The 20144-nt window shown below is 69.2% G+C and carries 15 protein-coding genes; 11 read left to right on the plus strand and 4 right to left on the minus strand.

The window, feature by feature from the left end:
- From tssM to AAFN86_RS16430, 3 genes are read left to right on the plus strand one after another with little or no spacing between them, the layout of a single operon-like run.
- A complete protein-coding gene (tssM, locus tag AAFN86_RS16420) occupies positions 1 to 3474 on the plus strand; it encodes a type VI secretion system membrane subunit TssM (protein ID WP_347544437.1) in 3474 nt (1157 codons plus the stop codon).
- A complete protein-coding gene (gene tagF, locus AAFN86_RS16425; protein WP_347544438.1) occupies positions 3453 to 4670 on the plus strand; it encodes a type VI secretion system-associated protein TagF in 1218 nt (405 codons plus the stop codon). Before tssM ends, tagF begins: the two co-directional genes overlap by 22 nt.
- On the plus strand, positions 4667 to 5380 hold the full coding sequence (locus tag AAFN86_RS16430; protein WP_347544439.1) for a protein phosphatase 2C domain-containing protein: 714 nt from the start codon (positions 4667 to 4669) through the stop codon (positions 5378 to 5380). Before tagF ends, AAFN86_RS16430 begins: the two co-directional genes overlap by 4 nt.
- Positions 5381 to 5775: 395 nt before the next feature.
- On the opposite strand, the gene AAFN86_RS16435 is transcribed toward AAFN86_RS16430, so the two are convergent.
- From AAFN86_RS16435 to tssH, 4 genes are all read right to left on the minus strand, one after another.
- Positions 5776 to 6255, minus strand: coding sequence for a type VI secretion system tube protein Hcp (locus tag AAFN86_RS16435; RefSeq protein ID WP_347544440.1), 480 nt, complete (start codon positions 6253 to 6255; stop codon positions 5776 to 5778).
- A gap of 16 nt (positions 6256 to 6271) precedes the next feature.
- Positions 6272 to 6763, minus strand: coding sequence for a type VI secretion system tube protein Hcp (locus AAFN86_RS16440; protein WP_347544441.1), 492 nt, complete (start codon positions 6761 to 6763; stop codon positions 6272 to 6274).
- A gap of 131 nt (positions 6764 to 6894) precedes the next feature.
- Positions 6895 to 7377: a type VI secretion system tube protein Hcp gene (locus AAFN86_RS16445; RefSeq protein WP_347544442.1), complete on the minus strand. Its 483-nt coding sequence runs from the start codon at positions 7375 to 7377 to the stop codon at positions 6895 to 6897.
- Positions 7378 to 7448: 71 nt separating this feature from the next.
- The gene (gene tssH, locus AAFN86_RS16450; protein WP_347544443.1) at positions 7449 to 10124 is read right to left on the minus strand and encodes a type VI secretion system ATPase TssH; all 2676 of its coding nucleotides are present in this window, start codon (positions 10122 to 10124) and stop codon (positions 7449 to 7451) included.
- A 150-nt stretch (positions 10125 to 10274) separates the two neighbouring features.
- On the opposite strand from tssH, the gene tssA reads away from it, so the two are divergent.
- The 8 genes from tssA to tssG all read left to right on the plus strand — a co-directional run bounded on the left by tssA (position 10275) and on the right by tssG (position 19568).
- The gene (tssA, locus tag AAFN86_RS16455; RefSeq protein WP_347544444.1) at positions 10275 to 11396 is read left to right on the plus strand and encodes a type VI secretion system protein TssA; all 1122 of its coding nucleotides are present in this window, start codon (positions 10275 to 10277) and stop codon (positions 11394 to 11396) included.
- Positions 11397 to 11506: 110 nt separating this feature from the next.
- A complete protein-coding gene (gene tssB, locus AAFN86_RS16460; protein WP_347544445.1) occupies positions 11507 to 12013 on the plus strand; it encodes a type VI secretion system contractile sheath small subunit in 507 nt (168 codons plus the stop codon).
- 4 nt (positions 12014 to 12017) lie between these two features.
- Positions 12018 to 13514 carry a type VI secretion system contractile sheath large subunit gene (gene tssC, locus AAFN86_RS16465; RefSeq protein ID WP_347544446.1) on the plus strand — a complete coding sequence of 499 codons (1497 nt, stop codon included), beginning with the start codon at positions 12018 to 12020 and terminating at the stop codon, positions 13512 to 13514.
- Between the two features lie 31 nt (positions 13515 to 13545).
- The gene (gene tssC, locus AAFN86_RS16470; RefSeq protein ID WP_347544447.1) at positions 13546 to 15111 is read left to right on the plus strand and encodes a type VI secretion system contractile sheath large subunit; all 1566 of its coding nucleotides are present in this window, start codon (positions 13546 to 13548) and stop codon (positions 15109 to 15111) included.
- On the plus strand, positions 15108 to 15893 hold the full coding sequence (locus tag AAFN86_RS16475) for a type VI secretion system accessory protein TagJ (protein WP_347544448.1): 786 nt from the start codon (positions 15108 to 15110) through the stop codon (positions 15891 to 15893). Before tssC (AAFN86_RS16470) ends, AAFN86_RS16475 begins: the two co-directional genes overlap by 4 nt.
- 244 nt (positions 15894 to 16137) lie before the next feature.
- Positions 16138 to 16629: a type VI secretion system baseplate subunit TssE gene (gene tssE / locus AAFN86_RS16480; protein WP_347544449.1), complete on the plus strand. Its 492-nt coding sequence runs from the start codon at positions 16138 to 16140 to the stop codon at positions 16627 to 16629.
- A 3-nt stretch (positions 16630 to 16632) separates the two neighbouring features.
- Complete coding sequence (gene tssF, locus AAFN86_RS16485; RefSeq protein ID WP_347544450.1) at positions 16633 to 18459, plus strand: type VI secretion system baseplate subunit TssF; 1827 nt, start codon at positions 16633 to 16635, stop codon at positions 18457 to 18459.
- Entirely contained in the window at positions 18456 to 19568 is a 1113-nt protein-coding gene (gene tssG, locus AAFN86_RS16490; protein ID WP_347544451.1) for a type VI secretion system baseplate subunit TssG, read from the plus strand. The genes tssF and tssG overlap by 4 nt, the downstream gene beginning before the upstream one ends.
- Positions 19569 to 20144: the final 576 nt, after the last annotated feature.

Below are 20144 nucleotides of genomic sequence, written 5' to 3' on the forward strand. Positions count from 1 at the left end.
ATGGAACTCCTCAACGTCTTCCGTCCCTTCCTGACGGGGCGCGCGGTCGCGGCGCTGGTCGCGGTCATGCTGTTGATGCCGATTGTCTACCTGTTCGGCCCGATGATCGAGGTCGGTGGCTTCCGGCCGCTCGAAACCGAAACAAACCGCATGATCCTGTGTGCGGTGCTGTTCGTCCTGACGCTCGTGGTGATCTGGGTGATGGAACGGCGCAAGTCGCGCCGGGACATGCTGCTGGTGGCGGGCATCGCCGCGCCGGACCCCGGCGCCGATCGCGCCGCCGAAGAAGAAGGCGAGATGCGCGAGCGGCTGACTGCCGCGCTCGACCGCCTGAAGTCGGCTTCCGGCAAGAAGGGCGCGTTCCTTTACGACCAACCCTGGTACGTCATCATCGGCCCGCCCGGTTCGGGCAAGACGACGGCGCTCGCCAATTCCGGCCTCGACTTCCCGCTGAGCGACGGCGGCAAGCTGCAAGGCGTCGGCGGCACGCGCTTCTGCGAATGGTGGCTGACTGACACCGCCGTGCTGATCGACACCGCGGGGCGCTACACCACCCAGGATTCGGATGCGGCGGCGGACAAGGCTGGCTGGGAACGCTTCCTCGGCCTGCTGAAGAAGAACCGCCCGCGCCTGCCGCTGAACGGCGTGCTGGTGACATTCGGCGTCGACATGATCTCTCGGCTCGGCCCGGCCGAGCGCGAGCAGCATGCGCGCACCGTGCGGCGGCGGATCAAGGAGCTGGAGGAGAAACTCGGCCAGCGCCTGCCAGTCTATTTCATGATCAGCAAGACCGACCTGCTGGCCGGCTTCATGGAATTCTTCGACGACCTCGACAAGACCGCGCGCGAACAGGTCTGGGGCTTCACCTTCCCGGTCGAAGGTGCGGGTGAGGCCGGCCACGCCGCGAAGTTCAACGAGGAATTCCAACTGCTGCTCGGCCGCCTGCAGGACCGCGTGCTCGAGCGGCTGCAGAACGAGCGTGGCCCGCAGCAGCGTGCGACACTTGAAGGCTTCCCGGCGCAGTTCGCCTCGATGGAGGGCGCACTCGGCGCCTTCGTCGCGGCGGCCTTCGGCGGGACGCGGCTGGATCCGGCGCCGATGCTCCGCGGGGTGTATTTCACTTCGGGCACGCAGGAAGGCAGCCCGCTCGACCGGCTGGCCGGCGCGCTGTCGCGGTCCTTCGGATTCGATCCGCGTCGCCCGGCGGCGGTGATGCAGCAGAAGGGCCGCGCCTACTTCATCACGAATCTCCTGAAGAACGTGGTGTTCAACGAGGCGCGGCTGGCGTCGAACGACCGCAAGGCCGACAAGCGCCGGCGCATCGTCGCCATCGCGGCATGGTCGATCGCCGGTCTCGTGATCGCCGGTGGCGGCCTGTTCGGCTACAGCGCCTGGAGCACCGAGCAGGCGCGCGCGCAGCGCCTCGCTGACCGGGTCGCGAAATCCGAGCAGGCGTCGCAGGGCGTCCCCTTCGAGCGCATCTCCGATGCCGAATTCCGCCGCATCCTGCCCTATCTCGACGCCGCGCGGGACCTGCCGCCGGCGGCCCGCGGCGACGGCCCGATGCTGGGGCTGAGCCAGGGCGACAAGCTCGAGGCGGGTGCCAACGCCGCCTATCGCCGCGCGCTCGACCGGTCCTTCCTGCCACGGCTGCTGGCGCGGATGGAACTGGTCATGCGCGGTGCCTTCCAGCGGCCGGATGAGCTGTACGACACGACCCGCGCCTATCTGATGCTGGGCCAGGAAGGTCCTCTCGACATTGAAGTGGTGAAGAACTGGTTTGCCCGCGACTGGCAACGCAGCTTTCCAGGTGCGGTGAACCAGCCGGTGCGCGATGCGCTGATGGGTCACCTCGATGCCACGCTGGCGCGCAACTTCCAGCGCTATCCGGTGGATGGCGCGCTGGTGGACCAGGCGCGGCGCGTCTTCTCCCGCCTGCCGCTGGCACAGCGGGTGTTCTCGCGGTTGCAGACCATCGCGGCGACGGCGGGGCAGAATATCCAGCCCTGGCGGCCGGCTGATGCGCTCGGCCAGTCCGGCCAGCGGTACTTCGTGCGCGCCTCCGGCCAGCCGCTGACCGAGGGCATCCCCGGCCTCTACACCATCGATGGGCTGTATCGCGGCCTGCTGCCGGTGCTGGGCCAGGCGGTGCGTCAGGGCGTTGCCGAATACTGGGTGCTGGGGGCGGAAGGGGCCAATCTCGGCACCGACGACCCGGTGCAGTTGGAACAGTCGGTGTTGCGGCTCTACGCCGAGGAATATGTGAAGCAGTGGCAGGCGCTGCTGGAGGATCTCAACCTCATCCCGCTACCGCCCGCTCTGGCGCAGCAGGCCGAGGCGCTGAACATCCTCGGCGCGCCGAATTCGCCCATCAAGGACCTGCTGCGCGCGATCGCGCGGCAGGTGACGGTCGGCACGCCGCCGCAGGGCTGGACGCGCCCCGGTGCGCAGCCGCGCGCCGCGACGCCGCCGGGCCAGCCCGCGCAGCCGCCGGAGCCGACCGGCGCCGAACCGGTCAGCGACATCGTGGAACCGCGCTTCGAGGCGATCCGCACCGCCGCCGGCCAGCCGCTGGATGACGTGCTGAAGATCGTCAACGAGCTGTTCGTCCAGGTGCAGCGCCTGGCCAGCACGCCGCCGGGCACGCTGCCGCCGCCCTCCGTGGGCCTTGACCCCGGCCAGCGGTTGCAGGCCGAGGCGGTGCGCCAGCCGCAGCCGCTGCAGCGCTGGTTGAACGGCATGGTCACCGCTTCCGCCGCCGCGCGTGGCGGTGGGGCGAAGGCGGCACTCGCGGCGGCCGGCGCACAGCAGATCGCGCCGTTCTGTCGTGGGCTCGACCAACGCTTCCCGTTCAACATCAACGGCCAGGATCTGCCGGTGGATGACTTCATCCGCCTGTTCGGTCCGGGCGGCGTGTTCGACCAGTTCTTCACGCAGAATGTCCGGCAATATGCCGACATCACCCAACTGCCTTGGCGGCCGGTGGCAACCGATGGCCTGCCGCCGCCGATCTCCGCGGCCGACCTTGCGCAGTTCCAGCGCGCTCGGGCGATCCGCGATGCCTTCTTCCCCGGCGTCGCCTCGATCGGACTGCGCTTCGAGCTGGTGCCGCAGAGCATGGATGCCGGCACGCAGATGGCGACGCTGGAAGCGGAGGGTGTGAAGACTGAGATCACCCGCAATTCCGCCTTCCGACCCATCCCGATGTCCTGGCCGGCGCGCGGCAACACGACGCTGACCTTCGACCCGCCGTCGCTCGCCGGGCCGCTCGCCTATGACGGCGCCTGGTCGGCGCTGCGGCTGGTGATGCGGCGTGGGTCCACCCTGACCACCACGCCGGCACGCGAAAGGCTGCGTCTGCGCGTGACGCAGGGCGATCGCGTGATCGATTTCGAGCTGCGCGCGGGCAGCACGCAGCACCCCTTCGGCCTGCGCGAGCTGACGGAGTTCAGATGCCCGACGCTCTCCCCCTGACGGGCCTGTTCGGCAAGGTGCCGGCGCATGGCGATTTCGTGCGCCGTGGCCTGCCGACGAGCTTCGTCGGGCCGTGGGATTCCTGGTTGCAGGACGGCATGGCGACGGCGCGAGAACGGCTCGGCGATCGTTGGGCGGAACGGTGGGATGGCGCGCCACCCTGGCGATTCGCGTTGCCAGCCGGCGCCTGCGGGCCGGATGCGGTGGCCGGTGTGATGCTGCCGAGCGAGGACATGGTCGGACGGCGCTTCCCGATCACGCTCGCGGCCCTGCTGGCGCCGGGCGATGCAGTTCCAGGTCCCGCATGGTTCGCCGCGCTGGAGGCGGCGGCCTTGGCCGGTCGGGGCGGGCAGGCGGATGCCGATGCGTTGGCGGCCGCGATCCCAATGCCGGATGCCGCGTTTCCGGAAATCCCCGGCTTCGCCACGCCCGCCACCTGGCCACTGGCGGAACCTGCCGATCCGCCGCCGCTGTCCTCCGCTTCTACCGAAGCCGAACCCATCGCGGGCGACCTGCTCGACATGTTCGGGGATGCGATGCCCGCAGTGCCCGATGCCCTGCCGCCGTCCACCGGCGATGGGCCTGTCGATGGCAGTCCTGCCCCGCCGGATGGGCTGGACGTCCTTGGCTTGTTCAGCGATGCCCCGATCGCCGCGCCCGCTCCGACGTGGCCCACGGCAGAACCTCCCCGTGCGGAACCGCGGGATGATGTGCTCGACATGCTCGGCAGCCCGGCGGTGCTCCCCGCAGCGCCGCAGCAGGCGATCTCGGAGCCCGCTCCGTCCGATGGCACGCTCGCATTCCTGCTTGGTGAAGCGGCGGGTACGGCGAGCGATCCGGTGCCTGCACTCCTCCCGGCCGCCGGTGCCGCGCTCGATGCCGCACCGCAACCCTCCGCAGGGCCCGACGATGCCGCCGATCCGCTGGCCGCGCTGATTGCGGCGGGCGATGGACCGTTCGGCGCGGCGCCACCGCTGCCCGCGCCTGCGCGGGAACCAGTGCAGGCCGCTGCGCTTCCCGAGCCTTTCGACCCCGCCCCATCGCATGCCACGCACCTGCCGGCCGACGCACCCGATCCGCCGCCCGGCGGTGGCTGGTGGAGTGGCGGCGGGGGCCGCCTGCCGCCAATGATCCGGCCGCGACCCGCTTTGCTGCCAGCCGCCGATTTTGCCAGCCTACTGGAAGCCGACGCATGACCTGGCGCCTTGTCTCGCTGACCGCGACCCATCCCGGTGCGGTGCGCCCGCGCAATGAGGATGCCTTGCTCGAACGCCCGGATATCGGCCTGTGGGTCGTGGCGGACGGTGCTGGCGGGCATGGTGCGGGGGATGTCGCGTCAAACGCCATCGTCGCGGCGATGAAGGTCGTCCCCCCTGGGCTCGCCGCCGCGGAACTGCTGGCGCAGGTCCGCCTGCGCCTGACCGCCGTACATGAGGAATTGCAGGAGGAAGCGGCGCGGCGCGGACCGGGCCGCATCCTCGCCTCGACCGTCGTCGTCATGCTGGCGCGCGGGGAACATTTCGCGATGCTTTGGGCGGGCGATTCGCGCGCCTATCTGTTGCGGCAGGGCACGCTGTCGCGCGTTACCAAGGACCACAGCCTGGTGCAGGAACTGGTCGACCAGGGCACGCTGCGGGAAGATGAAGCCGAGAGCCATCCGCAGGCCAACGTCATCACCCGCGCGATCGGCGCGCATGGGGAATTGGAACTCGACAAGGTCTCGGGCCGCATCATCGAAGGCGACCGCTTCCTGCTGTGCACCGATGGCCTGTTCAAGACCATGGCCGAGGGCGAGATCCAGGCCATGCTCGCCGGCGGGGCGGATGCCCAGGCGATCGTGACCGAGGCGGTAGGCCGCGGTGCGCGCGACAATGTCAGCGCGATCGGCGTGGATTGCGTGGTCTGATTCCGACGGCACGAGACATGGGCTCGTGCCGAGGCCGCGAAGGCGGCCCGGCGAAAGCCAAGCAAACTGGGGGTTTGCGCCCGGCGTCCGAGCGCAGGCCGAAGCCGATGCCAGCGGTCGAAGAATTCGGCCGTTGGTATGAGAGGACGAACCGCGCGAGAGCCCTGGGTATCGGGGACGGACCAGGTTCGGGCGGCGGCCCTGCGGGTGTCCCTGGGCTGATCGGCGCGCTACGATGACGGTGTCAGGTTGCGTCTGCCCGTGATTCCGTCGGGACGCGCGGCGCCGGTGCGAAGGCGATACCCGGTACCGATCGCCTTCAGGCCATCATCGCGTTCAGCCTGTGCGACGCAGCGGGCGATGGCGCTGTCAGCCCGCCACCGCAGCCGCGGCGGTCACATATTCAACGGCACCGAATAGGTCACGATGTCCTGCGCACCGGTCAGCGAATTGCCCACATCGCGAACGCCGAGCGTGACCGTACGATACAGGAGATCCATGCTCTCGATGGGATGGTCGCCCGTCGAATCCTCGCTGATGCGTGCTATGCGCACGCCGTCGAACTCTATCGAAAAGTAGCACACCGGGGAGCCCTGGCCCGTGCGCAGCCATTCCAGGGTGACCTTCGGCACATCGGCGGCCCTGCCGACCATGAGCATCCAGAACAGCGCCGATTGCGAATCCGACTTCCGGCGGACCGTGGCGCTGCGCATCTGGGGCGGAGCGATGGTCACCACGGGTTGCCCCGAACTCTTCAACACGCGGCGGACTGCGCGGGTGCCGCCCCAGTCGAAGCCGGTCAGTGCGAACCAACCGATGTGCTCCTCGACGGTGCCTTCCCCGGTGATGCCGGGAAACTTCATCAACAGCGGCATGGTCGCATCTCCTCCGTCAGCTCACGTTCTCGATCATCGCCATGGCCTGGCCGGCGGCTTGGCCGCTCGCGTCAAAACCCCAGGAGATGACCGACATGCGGCCGTAGCTGATTCCAAACTTCTCGGTCGCACGATCATCGCCGCTGCTGTCGACGGTGAAATCCACGATGCCGCAATTCTCAATTTCGAGGCGCATGTATTCCTGCGGCCCGTCAGGGCCGGTCCGCATGAAGATGATCACGGCGTTCTGGTCGGCCTTGCCGAGTATCGCTTCGCGGAACATCCCGGTCGATGATGCATCGGTGACCTTGCTGACGAGGATCGGCGTCACGTCACCACCACCCTGGAGCTGCAGCGAATATCGCTGGCCATAGTTGACGGCCGCGGCAAGCGAGCAGCTGGTGAGCTTCATCCACCCGCCGCTGGCCGGCGCCTTGATGACATTGGCGGGAACTTCCGCCTCGCCGCGGATGCTGCCGTAGCACATGTGGACGGTACTGCCGGACATCGCGTGGGTTCCTGACCTGGTTTCCTTCACGGTCATGCCGCCCGGATCGCTCCGGACGGCATGTCCTGTCTTGTCATCCGGCGCCGGTTGAAGCCGCCGCCGGGGATGTCACGCCGCCGAGCGGCGCGGCATCACTTCGTCATCGACGACAGCTTCCAGCTCGTGGAGGCCGGGCTGCCCGTCAGGTCGTCGCCGATCGGGTTGTACTTCACCTCGATCTCGCCGAAGTTCATGTGCAGCGTCTCACCGGGGCGGCTGTCCACGCCCGAGCCGCCGGCCGCCTTGAAGGACAGGCCGGAAACGCCGGTCTGCTTCAGGTACACGCCCAGGAACTCCTGCGGGTCGCCCGCGCCGGTGCGCACGAAGGAGATCTTCACGTCGTTGTCCAGCTTGCCGAAGCAGCCCTGCTCGAACAGCTTCAGGGTCGTGCCGTCGGTCGACTTCTTCACGACGATCTCGCTCATGTTCACGACGGAACCTTCGCGGACCGAGTTCACACCGGAGGTGATCCGGCGGCCGAGGCCGAACTCGAACGAGGTCAGCTCGATGTACTTCTCGAAGCCCTTGATCTTGCTCTCGCCAGGAATGTTCTTGTATTCCATCAGAATTGGCATTGTCTTTTCCCTTTCCCAACCTACCCCCGGAAGGCGACCCGATGTCGCCTCCTGATACGAAGAACCTTACCTCAACCGACCTCGTACCGGAACGAGCCATCGTCGTTCATGGCCACCTTCACCTGAAGGATTTCATGACCCTCGGCGAGGCGCTCGAGAATGCGTGCCGAGAGTTCCGGCAGCACCGTGCGGCTGAGGATGTTGTCGATGTTGCGGGCGCCCGAGGAGACTTCCTTGCAGCGCTCGACGATGGCGTCGATGACGGCGTCATCGACCTGCAGCGGCACGTTGTAGGCTTCCTTTAGCCGCCGGCTGATGCTGCGCAGCTTGAGGCCCGCGATCTTCTTCAGGATCTCGGGCGGCAACGGATAGTAGATGACGACGTTCGTGCGGCCGAGGAAGGCCGGCTTGAACGACTTCAGCAGGTCCGGCATCAGGCTGTCGCGCAGCACCTCGGGCTCCGGCGCCATTTCAGGATCGGCACACAGCTTGTCGATCGTGTCGGTGCCGGCGTTCGACGTCATGATGATGACGGTATTGCGAAAATCGATGTCGCGGCCTTCGCCGTCCTTCATCGCGCCCTTGTCGAACACCTGGAAGAAGACGTCCTGCACGCCGGGATGCGCCTTCTCCATCTCATCGAGCAGGATGACGGAGTAGGGGCGGCGGCGGACGGCCTCGGTCAGCACGCCGCCTTCGCCATAGCCGACGTAACCGGGGGGCGAGCCCATCAGGAGCGAGACCTTATGCTCCTCCTTGAACTCGGACATGTTGATGGTCGTCATGTTCTGCTCGCCGCCATAGAGCAGGTCGGCAACCGCGAGTGCCGTCTCTGTCTTGCCGACGCCCGAGGTACCGGCCATCAGGAACACGCCGATCGGCTTGCGCGGGTCGGTCAGCCCGGCGCGCGACGTGCGGATCGCCTGCGCGATCGCGTCCAGCGCATGGTCCTGGCCGACCACGCGCTCCATCAGATGGTCCTTCAGCTTCAGGACGTTGTTGATCTCGTCGGAGACCATCCGTCCGACCGGGATGCCGGTCCAGGTACCCACGACGTCAGCCACCGCCTGGCCATCGACCACCGGGAAGACCAGCGGCTCCTCGCCCTGCAGCGTGTGCAGCGCGGTCGCGGTCTCCCCGAGCTCCTTCTTCAGCGACTCGGTATCCACCGGTTCGCCGGGCTTGCCGTCGGGACCCGGCATCGGCACCGCCGCCGTCTCGATCTGGTGGCGGAGGTCGCGCATCTTGGCGACGAGCGCCTTCTCCTCCTCCCAGCGGTTCATCACCTCCCCGAGTTCGGTGGAAACCTTGGCGTGCTCCTGTTCCAGGGCGACGCGGCGTGCCTCGTGATTGGTGCCGGTCGCCTCCTCGCGCTGGATCGCACCGAGCTCGGTGTCGATCAGCGCGAGGCGGCGCTGGCGGTCCTCGACCGGAGCGGGGATCGACGCCTGGGACATGCCGACGCGGGCGCAGGCGGTATCGAGCAGCGACACGCCCTTGTCGGGCAATTGCCGCGCCGGGATGTAGCGCGCCGACAGCTTGACCGCCTGGGTGATCGCCTCATCCAGGATGCGCACGCCGTGGTGCTTTTCCAGCGTGCCAACCAGGCCGCGCAGCATGGCGCAGGCCAGCGGCTCGGACGGTTCCTCGACCTTCACCACCTGGAAGCGGCGGGTCAGGGCGGCGTCCTTCTCAAAGTACTTCTTGTACTCGGCCCAGGTGGTGGCCGCGATGCAGCGCATCTCGCCGCGGGCCAGGGCCGGCTTCAGCAGATTCGCCGCGTCGTTCTGCCCGGCGGCACCACCGGCGCCGATCAGCGTATGCGCCTCGTCGATGAACATCACGATCGGCGTCGGCGAGGATTTCACCGCGTCGATGACACCTTTGAGACGATTCTCGAACTCGCCCTTCACGCCGGCACCGGCCTGCAGCAGGCCCATGTCCAGCGAGTAGAGCTTCACGCCCTTCAGCGCCTCCGGCACGTCGCCCTGCGCGATCCGCAGGGCTAGGCCTTCGACCACGGCGGTCTTGCCGACGCCGGCCTCGCCGGTGAGGATCGGGTTGTTCTGCCGCCGCCGGGTCAGGATATCCACCATCTGGCGGATCTCCCCGTCGCGGCCGAGGATCGGATCGATCTTGCCGGCCTTGGCGTGGGCAACAAGTTCTGTGCAGTACTGGTCGAGCGGGCCGCCCGAACGCGGCGCCTCGGCACCGGGCGCGCCGCCGCCGCCCGAGGGGCCGGCTTCGCTCTCGGCACCCGCCTCGGCGGCTTCTTCGCTGCCCTCGGCCATCTCGCCGAGGTTCCGCCGCACCGCGTCGGCCGGCAGGTTCAGCAGCGACGGGGCGCTTTCCTTCACCGTGCGGCCAAGCGCGTCATCGTTCAGCAATGCGGCCAGCAGGTGGCCCGAGCGGATCTTCGGCGCGCCGGATTCCAGGCTGGTCAGCAGCCAAGCTTCGCGAAGCCAGGTCACGATGTCCGGGGACAGCGACGGGGCGCGGGAATTGCCGGTCTTGAACTTGTCCAGCGCGCGGGTGATCTCGTTGGCGACCCGCCCAGCATCGACGCCGCCCTTGCGCAGCACGGCCGACACATCCGATCCGCCGGTCTCGACCAGCTTCAGCAGGACGTGCTCGATTTCTACATTGTAATGCGTGCGGGACAGCGTCAGCCCCGCCGCAGCCTCAAGCTGCCGGCGAGTGAGCGCGTTCATGCGCCCGACGAGTGATTTCAGGTCGATCGCCACCATGTCGGACGTGCCTCACTTGAACGAAACGCGCGGAGCAGTCTCGCTTCCGCGGACGGGACGGTAAGGGGGCGTGCGAAACGAGTCCAGCGTGCTAGCGTTCCGTCGCGCTGCCCCCGTAGTCTTGGTGTTAGGGGCATCACACGGGGGTTCATGATGGGTTCAGGTGTGCTCGATACCGAGGCGCTTCTCGCGCCGCTGGCGGCGGGTGAAGGCGCAGGCGAGGATCTGCGTCCCGACTATTCCCCGACATCGCTGTACCAGCGCATCCGCACCCAGCGGAATGACGCGCGGGCCGGCGAGCGAGCGATCGACGGAGCGGACCCGGATGCGAACCCGGCCGCGGTCGCCACCGCCTGGCGGGAGGTAAAGAAGCTCGGCATCGATGTCCTGGCCGGCAAGTCGAAGGATTTCGAGGTCGCGTCATGGCTGGCCGAGGCGGTGATCCGGGTCGATGGCCTGCCAGGCCTTACCGATGCCGCCGAGGTCATCACCGGTCTGTGCAACCAGTATTGGGATCACGGCTTCCCTGGCCTCGACACCGAGGACGGGCTCGAGGACCGCGGCGCCCCGATTGGGGGCCTGTCGGGGGAAGGTGCAGACGGCACGCTGATGGCCTCGATTCGCCGCTATCCGCTGTTCCAGCGCGGCGACGGGTCCGATGGCGACCTGTTCACCTGGCAGCGCGCCGAGGAGACCGCGGCGATCGGCGATGGCGAACGCAAGCAGGCGCGGCTGAAGGCCGGCGTGCCCGATTTCGACGCCCTGCAGAATGAGGCCCGGGCGAGCGTCGCGACCCTGCGCACGGCCGGGCAGGAGGCACGCGCCGCGCTGGCCGCCTGGACGGCAATGGATGCCGCCTTATCGACCCGCTTCGGCGGCAGCGCGCCGTCCACTCGCCGGGTGGCGGAGGCGCTGCAGGCGATCATCGACGTTGTGACCCGGATCGCCGGTGCGCCGGCCGAAGCCGCGCCGGAGGAGGCACCCGAGGAGGCGGCGGCGACGGGCGATGCCGGCGGCGGTGCTCCGGCGGCGGGTGGGGTGGCGGGCGGGCCCAAGCCCATGCGCACCAGGGACGACGCCATCCGCCAGCTGGAGGAGATCGCCAATTTCTTCCGCAAGACCGAGCCGCATTCGCCGCTGGCGTTCACCCTGGACGACGCCGTCCGGCGTGCGCGGCTGTCCCTGCCGGAATTGCTGGCCGAGGTGCTGCCCGACGCCGCCGCCCGACGGCTGCTGTTGACCACCCTCGGGATCCGGGTTGCCGACGAATGAAACAGGCGGTCCGGCTGTGATGCGGATGCGTTGACCCGGATCATGCTGGATGCGTAGTCTCCCGCCACCGTAATCATGGGCCTCGGACCTCGCCCTTTGGAGGAATGCTGATGAGCAGCGTGCATGACAAGCTCGCGCGGGTCCGGAAGCCGCGCGTCCACATCACCTATGAGGTCGAGACGGAGGGTGCGCAGATCGTGCGCGAGCTGCCCTTCGTCATGGGCATCATGGGGGATTTCGCCGGCGACCCGAGCGAGCCGCTGAAGCCGCTGGCCGAACGCAAGTTCGTCCAGATCGACCGCGACAACTTCAACGACGTGATGGCCCGCATCCAGCCCGGCCTGAACATCAAGGTGGACAACACGCTCGCCGGCGACGGCAGCCAGATGGCCGTGAACCTGAAGTTCAACAGCATGGAGGATTTCGAGCCGGCGAAGGTGGCCGAGCAGGTCCCCGCGCTGAAGGCCATGCTCGAGACGCGGGCCAAGCTGCGCGACCTGATGTCCAAGGTGGACCGCTCGGACGAGCTGGAAGGCCTGCTCGAGCAGGTCCTGCAGGACAAGTCCAAGCTCGACGCCCTGTCGGCCGAGCTCGGCCTCGACAAGAAGGAGGGCTGAACGCATGAGCGGCACCCAGACTTCCGCGGCCGGCACCACCACCACCACCGAAGCCGAAGGCGGCCTTGGCCTTCTCGACCAGGTCATCGGCGCCACCAAGCAGACCGAGCGCGACCGCGCCCAGGACCTGATCAAGGCGCTGACCGAGGAAGCGCTGAAGGGCACCGTGACCTTCAGCCGCAACCTGTCGCAGACCTTCGACCGCGCCATCGCCGCGATCGACGCCAAGGTCAGCGAGCAGCTGAACGCGATCATGCACAATGAGCGCTTCAGCAAGCTCGAAGGGTCCTGGCGCGGCCTGAATTACCTGGTGATGAATTCGGAGACGGGAACGTCCCTGAAGCTGCGCCTGCTGCAGATCAGCAAGCGCGAGCTGTCGCGCGACCTGCAGCGCGCCGTCGAGTTCGACCAGTCGCAGCTGTTCAAGAAGATCTACGAGAACGAGTTCGGCACCCCGGGCGGCGAGCCCTATGCCTCGCTGATCGGCGACTACGAGTGGTCGTCCCACCCGGACGACGTCGAGACGCTGCGCCTGATGTCCTCGATCGCGGCGGCGTCCTTCGCGCCCTTCATCTCCGCCGCCTCGGCGCAGATGTTCGGCATGAACGACTATCGCGAGCTGTCCAAGCCGCGCGACCTCGCCAAGATCTTCGAGACGGCCGAATACACCAAGTGGCGCGGCCTGCGTGACACCGAGGACGCACGCTTCCTCAACTTGGTCATGCCGCGCACCATCGCCCGCCTGCCCTATGGCGCCGCCACCGTCCCGGTGGAGGAATTCGCCTATGAGGAGGCGCCGTACGACGCCAACGGCAAGCCGAAGGCGATGGACCACGAGCATTACTGCTGGATGAACGCCGCCTATGTCATGGGCGCGCGGCTCACCGACGCCTTCGCCCAGTACGGCTTCTGCGTTGCCATCCGCGGTGCGGAAGGCGGCGGCAAGGTGTCCAACCTGCCGACCCACGTCTTCACCTCGGACGATGGTGACAGCGACACCAAGTGCCCGACCGAGATCGGCATCACCGACCGGCGCGAGGCGGAACTTTCCGGCCTCGGCTTCCTGCCGCTGTGCCACTACAAGAACACCGACTACTCGGTCTTCTTCGGGGCGCAGTCCGTGCAGAAGCCGAAGAAGTACGACCGGCCGGAAGCCACGGCGAATGCGGCGATCTCCGCCCGCCTTCCGTACCTCATGGCGACCAGCCGTTTCGCGCACTTCCTGAAGGTCATGGCGCGCGACAAGATCGGCTCCTTCATGGAGGCGACCGATGTCGAGATCTGGCTGAACCGCTGGATCGTCAACTACGTCAACGGCAACGAGAATGCCGGCCAGGACCTGAAGGCGCGCTACCCACTGCGCGAGGCGAAGGTCGAGGTGAAGGAAGTGCCGGGCAAGCCTGGCGTCTACAACGCCGTCGCCTATCTCCGCCCGTGGCTGCAGATGGAGGAACTCTCGACTTCCATGCGCATGGTCGCGCGCATTCCGCAGAAGGCCTGACGCAACGGCGGGGCGGGGAGGGAACAGCGGCGTGGCATCACGGCCGCCAGACACCGACCCGCCCGTGCCGCTGCGTGCACTGGTCCTGTCCGGGAATTTCCTGGGCAGGTCTGGTGCAGGAGGGGCGGGTGCGGTCTCCGCCTTCATCGTGGAGAAATCCGCGACCGCATCGCTCCAGGCTTGGTTCGGCCATGGGCTGGAGCGCATCATCGCTCATGACGGGAGCAAGGCCGGCCGCGCCGACGCCATGGCCCGCCTCGAGGAGGCCGTCGACCGCGACATCGCGGCGCTTGACCGGCTGATTGGCTCGCAACTCGACGTCGTCCTGCACGATGAACGCCTGCGCCGACTGGAAGGTGGCTGGCGGTCGCTCGACTGGCTGGTGGAGCGTGTCCCGTTTGGCGCGCGCATCAAGATCCGCATGTTCACCGCGCGTTGGGCGGAGATCTGTCGCGACTTCGAACGCGCCATCGAATTCGACCAGTCCACCCTGTTCAAGCAGGTCTATGAGGGCGAGTTCGGCAGCCCGGGCGGCGAGCCCTTCGGCATGTTGGTCGCCGACTATGAGGTGCGGCATGCACCTGGCCCGGGCAGCCCGACCGACGACATCGCCGGGCTGGACGGGCTGGCAGGCGTTGCCGCGGCGGCCTTCGCCCCGGCGGCGATCGCCGCACATCCGGCGCTGCTCGGCTTTGATACCTGGGCCGGGGTCGGGGCTGCGGCCGACCTGACCGACGTGCTGCGCGCCACCGACCGCGCCCGCTGGCGCTCTCTCCAGGGGCGTGAGGACAGCCGCTTCCTGTCCGTGGTGCTGCCGCGCGTGCTGGGCCGCCCGCCCTGGCCCGACGACGCGACCCGCGCCGACCGCTTCCGCTACCGGGAATACGCGCCGGGCCCGGAGGCGCGCGTATGGACCAGCCCGGCCTATGGGCTGGCGGCCGCGGCCATCCGCGCCTTCGCCAAGGCGTCCTGGCCGGCCGATGTCCGTGGCGCCGCGATTTCCCAGGAAGCGTCGGGCGGCGTCATCGAGGACCTGCCCTTCGAGCGCCTCTCGGGCGATCCGCGCAGCGGCACGCTACGCCCGCCGGTCGAGGTCGCCCTGACCGACGACCAGGAACGCCAAGCGGTCGAGGCAGGATTCATACCCATGATCGGGCTGGAATTGCTGCCCGAGGCGTCTTTCGCGGCGACACCGTCGATCCACCGACCGCCCCGCATGACCGGGGAGACGGCGGCCGCGGCCAACGCCAACCAGCGCCTGTCGGCGCAGTTTAACGCCATGCTCTGCGTCAGCCGCTTCGCCCATTGCGTGAAGCTGATGGGACGCGACATGGTGGGTTCCTTCCAGACCGCGGACGACATCCAGCGGCGCCTGCAGCGGTGGTTGCAGGGTTTCACCAACATCTCGGCCGGTGGCGCGGGCGATGCGGGTGCGCGCTACCCGCTGCGCGAAGCGCGGGTCGAGGTTCGCGAGAAGCCGGGACAACCCGGCGTCTACGGCTGCACGGTCCTGTTGCAGCCGCATTACCAGTTGGACGAGGTGGGGGCGGCCTTCCGCCTCGTGACGGATCTCCAGGCGGCGAGGCAAGCGGCATGATCACGGCAGGTGAAGCGTTCAAGGCAGGCGACATCGAAGGGGCGGTCGCCGCGGCGACGGCCACGGTGAAGGCCTCTCCACGGGATGCGGGGGCGCGCTGGCTGCTCTCCGAGATGCTCCTGTTTGCCGGCGAGTATGAGCGCGCCGACCGCGCCCTCGACGCGGTGATCGAGGAGACGCCGTCCCCCACCGTGATGGAATTCCGCCAGCTGCTGCGCGCCGAGGTCGTGCGCCGCCAGGTCTTCACCGAAGGCCGCGTGCCGAAGTTCCAGGGCGATGACCCGACCGAGGCGCAGAAGGCGGCCGCGCGCGCCGTGACGCTGGTGCGGTCGGGCGACCACGCCGGTGCCGCGGCCGCGGCCGCCGAGGTCGAATCGCTGCGCCCCCGCGCGCCAGGCAAGATCGACGGCGTCGCCTTCGACGACCTGCGCGACGCCGACGACGTGCTCGCATCCTTCATCGAGATACACACCGCCGGCGGCGAATACATGTGGGTGCCGATCGAGCGCCTGCGGGCGCTGTCCTTCGATGAGCCGAAGCGCCCGCGTGACCTCTACTGGCGCCGCTGCACCATCGAGACCAAGGACGGCCAGGAGGGCGTGGTCTACATGCCCACCGTTTATCCCTGGACGGCCAAGGACATGCCGAACCTGCTGCGTCTCGGCCGCAGCACCGAATGGCAGGACGATGCCGGCCTGGTGCGCGGCCTGGGCATGCGTGAGTTCCTCATCGGCGAGGATGCGAAGACGCTCGCCGAACTCACCGAGATCACCTTCGATTGATGCACCCAGCGCGCCCGACCGCGACATGCCTTCGGCCCGCAGCCCTGTCGGTCGGCGCCTGCTGCGCGTGGCAGGCCGATGTCTCGCGTCCTTTCGCCAGCCAGGACCGGCCCGAGGCCACGCCTTGGGCTGGGTGCTGGCGGCGCGACCGCGCCCGGGCCAACGACCGCGGCAGGCGCGTCCGTGCCGGGCGCGAGAGCCCAGCGGCCCGGACGGGCCGCGCCCGGGGACTGAGGGCAGCACAATGAGCGACAACCGCTCCAGCCCGCGTATCCGCCTTCCGCTGCTCGATCGACTGCTCGATGCCGATCCGGACAGTCCGCGCGACCCGCCGCTGTCGCAATCCCTCGCGGTGGACCAACTGCGCACCGCGGTGCGCCGCGATCTCGAGGCCCTGCTCAACGCGCGGCGGCGCCGCCTGCCGCCGCCGACCGGGCTAACCGAACTGGCCCTGTCGCCGATCGGCTACGGCGTGCCCGACCCCACCGCCGGTTCCTTCACCGAGGAGGAACGCCGCGCCGCCCTGTCGCGTGAGATCCAGTCCACCATCACCCGCTTCGAGCCGCGCCTGACCGGCGTGAAGGTCCAGCTCCACAAGAATGAGGGCGAGTCGATCGACCGCGTCCTGCGCCTGCGCATCGAAGCCGTGCTGCGCACCGACCCGGTGCCCGAGCACATCTCCTTCGAGACGGTGGTGCGCCCGACCACGCTCGACGTCGCGGTGCGGGAGGACTGAGCGATGTCTGAATCGCTGCTTCCGTATTACAATCGCGAGCTGCGCGCGATCCGCAAGCTGGCCGGCGAGTTCGCCGATGCCTATCCGAAGGTCGCCGCCCGCCTGCGCGTCACCGCCGAGGCGGTGGACGACCCCTATGTCGAGCGCCTGCTCGAAGGCGTCGCCTTCATCGCCGCACGGGTGCAGCAGCGGCTGGACGACGAGCTGCCGGAATTCAGCGAGACGCTGCTTGAGATGCTGGCGCCGCACCTGCTGGCGCCGGTGCCGTCGATGACGACGCTGAAGCTTGCCGCGCCGCCGGATGCGGCCGGCCCGACGCGCGTGCCGCGCGGCCTGATGGTGGAAACCGAGCCGGTGCGCGGCGAGCCGGTCCGCTTCAGCACCTGCCATGACGTCACCGTCTGGCCGGTGGTGGTGGAAGCCTTCCGCCTGTCGGGCCTGCCGATCACCGCGCCGGCGAACAACCGGGTGCAGGGCGCGCTGGCGGTGCTGCGCATCACGCTGCGCACGGCCAATCCGGAAGTGAGCTTCGCCAAGCTGGGGCTGGACAAGCTGCGGCTGCATCTGCGCGGCGTGGGCGCGCAAGGTTCGCTGCTCCACGAACTGCTCTGCACCTCCACGCTTGGCATCGCGCTCGCCGACAGCCCGGCCGATCCACGCCCGACGCTGCTCGACGCGGATGCGCTGAAGCCCGGCGGATTCACCGCCGAGGAAGCCGCGCTGCCCTGGCCGAACCGGTCCTTCGCCGGCTACCGGATGCTGACCGAGTGGTTCGCCTTCCCGGAGAAGTTCCTCTACCTCGACCTCGAAGGGCTGGATGCGCGGACGCTGCTCCAGGAATCCGACAAGCTCGACATCTTCGTCTATCTGTCGCGCGCGATGCCCGAACTGGAACGCTCGGTCGGTGTGGAGAACGTGGCGCTGGCCTGCACGCCCGCGATCAACCTGTTTCCGCAGCGCTGCGAGCCGATCGCGCTCGATGGCACCCAATCCGAATGGATGGTGGTGCCCGATGCACGCCGCCCCGGCGCGCTCGAGATCTACGCCGTCGACACCGTGCGTGAGAGCCGCGCCGACGGCCGCAGGCGCACCGTGCTGCCCTTCTACCGGGTCGGACGGGCCGAGACCGACCAGGCGCTGACTGCCGACGTCAACTTCGTGACCTTCCGCCGGGGCGCGACGCCACCGGTCACCGGTACCCAGACCTGGATCGAGCTGCGCGACACCGAATTCGACCCTGCCCTGGCCGCCGAGGGCGTGCTGACCGTCGAAGCCATGTGCTGCAACCGTGACCTGCCGGCGCTGCTGCCCTTCGGCGCCGGCCAGCCGCGGCTGCGCGTGGCCCAGGGCGGCTCGCCAGTCTCGGCGGTGGACTGCATCTCCCCGCCGACGCCGACGCTCCGCCCGAAGCTGAATGATCGCGGCGCCTGGCGGCTGATCTCCCACCTCGCGCTCAACCACTTGTCGGTGACGGGCGGGGAAGGCGGCGCGGCGGCGCTGCGCGAGATCCTGCGCCTGCACGACCAGCGCGACACCGCCGAGACGCGCGCCGCGCTGGCCGCCATCGTCGCCGTCGATACGCGCCCCGGCGTGGCGCGCCTGCCCGGCGGGCGGGCTGGCGCCTTCGCGCGTGGCCTGGACGTCACGCTCACCTTCGACCCGCAGGCATGGCAGGCAGCGGGGCTTTATCCACTGGCCCAGGTGCTCGAACGCTTCCTGGCGCTGCAGGTCTCGGTCAACGCCTTCTCCCGCACCATGATCGCGCTGCGCGGCCGGCCGGGCATCGCGGCACGCTTCGCTCCGCGCAGCGGGACGCGGACCCTTCTGTGAGCGGCCCGACCCCGCCTGACGCCGCCGCCCCACCCGCCGAGGCCGCGCCTGAACCCGTCCTGGACATCGCCACCCTGTCGGTCGCGACACCCGAGGCGGTGGCCGAGACGCGCCCGCCGCCCGAACCGCCCCCATCGCCGGTGCTGGCCCCGCTCACGCCGATCGACCGATTGAAGCGCGAACCGGCGCGTTTCGACCTCGACCAGGCCACCGGCGTCACGCTTCGCGCCGCCGGCCTGCCGCTGGATGAACCCGAGTCGCTGGTGCTGCGCAGCGCGGCGCGCCTGGCCATGCCGTCCGGCGCGGTGATCGCGGCGAAGCCGGAACAGGGCGAGCTCACGCTTGGCACCTTCGGCCTGGTCGGGGCCGGCGGTGTGCTCCCGCGCCATCACACCGCCCAGGTCGCCGCCGAGCAGCGCAAGCGCTCGCTCGCGCTGCATGCCTTCCTCGACATGCTGGGCCGTCGCGTCAGCGGGCTGCACAGCAAGGCCGGCGCCAAGTACCGCCCGACCCGCAATCCTGAACCGGCCGCGCGCGTGCTCTCGGCCGCCATCGGCATGGGCACGCCGCATCTCGAGGTCCGGACCCGCATCCCGCAGGCGGCGTTGCTGTTCCATGCCGGCAACCTCGCCGCCCGCACGCGCAGCGCCGAGCGCCTGCGCGCCATGCTGGAAGCCGAGACCGGCCTGCGCGTCGAGATCGAGGAATTCGCCGGCGGCTACATCCGCCTGCCCGAGGAAGAACGCACCCGCATGCCCAAGGGCCGCGGCGCGCCGCAGCATTGCGCGCTGGGTGTGTCGACCACCGCCGGGGCGCAGGTGTGGGACCCGCAGGCGAGGCTGATCATCCGCTTCGGGCCGCTCGACCGTGCCGCCTTCGATTCGCTGCTGCCCGGCACGCCCACCTGGCTGCGCGTGACGCAGTTGGCACGCCTGTTCGTCGGACCCGATACGGCCTTCGCCGTGAATCTGGTCCTGCGCAAGGACGATGTCCCGGCGGGTTCGCTCGGCAGCACGGCACGGCTCGGCTGGACCTCCTGGATGGGATCGTCGAAGGCGCGCCGCGGGGATGCCCGCGACGCGCTGTTCGAACCGCGGGAGGTGGTGTGACCGCCGCCCCGCCGATGCGCGCGGACGGCGCTGTTGCGTGGGGCGCAAGCCACCCGGCGAAAACGGCGGATCGCGGCCATGCCGCGATCCGGGAGCGCGCAGCGCGACCGTGCCCAGACTATCAGCCGCCGCCAACGCACCAGCGCAGGGCGCGCAAGCCAAGCCGGGCGGACCGCATCATGACATGGGGCGCGCCCTTCCAACCGGAAACAGCGGATCGCGGCCAAGCCGCGACCCGGGAGCGCACAGCGCGACCGCGCCCAGACCATCAGCCGCCGCCAAAGCACCAGCGCAGGGCGCGCAAGCCAAGCCGGGCGGGCCGCATCACGACTTGGGGCGCGCCCTTCCAACCGCAAACAGCGGATCGCGGCCTAGCCGCGATCCGGGAGCGCGCAGCGCGACCGCGCCCAGACTATCAGCCGCCGCCAACGCACCAGCGCAGGGCGCGCAAGCCAAGCCGGGCGGACCGCATCACGACATGGGGCGCGCCCTTCCAACCGGAAACAGCGGATCGCGGCCAAGCCGCGATCCGGGAGCGCACAGCGCGACCGCGCCCAGACCATCAGCCGCCGCCAA

Source organism: Roseomonas sp. CAU 1739 (genome assembly GCF_039839775.1).
Lineage (GTDB): Bacteria > Pseudomonadota > Alphaproteobacteria > Acetobacterales > Acetobacteraceae > Neoroseomonas.

Bases quoted from the DNA above. Each gene is read 5' to 3' on its own strand.
- tssM (WP_347544437.1), top strand. From the start codon at position 1: ATGGAACTCCTCAACGTCTTCCGTCCCTTCCTGACGGGGCGCGCGGTC.
- tagF (WP_347544438.1), top strand. From the start codon at position 3,453: ATGCCCGACGCTCTCCCCCTGACGGGCCTGTTCGGCAAGGTGCCGGCG.
- AAFN86_RS16430 (WP_347544439.1), top strand. From the start codon at position 4,667: ATGACCTGGCGCCTTGTCTCGCTGACCGCGACCCATCCCGGTGCGGTG.
- AAFN86_RS16435 (WP_347544440.1), bottom strand. From the start codon at position 6,255: ATGCCGCTGTTGATGAAGTTTCCCGGCATCACCGGGGAAGGCACCGTC.
- AAFN86_RS16440 (WP_347544441.1), bottom strand. From the start codon at position 6,763: ATGTCCGGCAGTACCGTCCACATGTGCTACGGCAGCATCCGCGGCGAG.
- AAFN86_RS16445 (WP_347544442.1), bottom strand. From the start codon at position 7,377: ATGCCAATTCTGATGGAATACAAGAACATTCCTGGCGAGAGCAAGATC.
- tssH (WP_347544443.1), bottom strand. From the start codon at position 10,124: ATGGTGGCGATCGACCTGAAATCACTCGTCGGGCGCATGAACGCGCTC.
- tssA (WP_347544444.1), top strand. From the start codon at position 10,275: ATGATGGGTTCAGGTGTGCTCGATACCGAGGCGCTTCTCGCGCCGCTG.
- tssB (WP_347544445.1), top strand. From the start codon at position 11,507: ATGAGCAGCGTGCATGACAAGCTCGCGCGGGTCCGGAAGCCGCGCGTC.
- tssC (WP_347544446.1), top strand. From the start codon at position 12,018: ATGAGCGGCACCCAGACTTCCGCGGCCGGCACCACCACCACCACCGAA.
- AAFN86_RS16475 (WP_347544448.1), top strand. From the start codon at position 15,108: ATGATCACGGCAGGTGAAGCGTTCAAGGCAGGCGACATCGAAGGGGCG.
- tssE (WP_347544449.1), top strand. From the start codon at position 16,138: ATGAGCGACAACCGCTCCAGCCCGCGTATCCGCCTTCCGCTGCTCGAT.
- tssF (WP_347544450.1), top strand. From the start codon at position 16,633: ATGTCTGAATCGCTGCTTCCGTATTACAATCGCGAGCTGCGCGCGATC.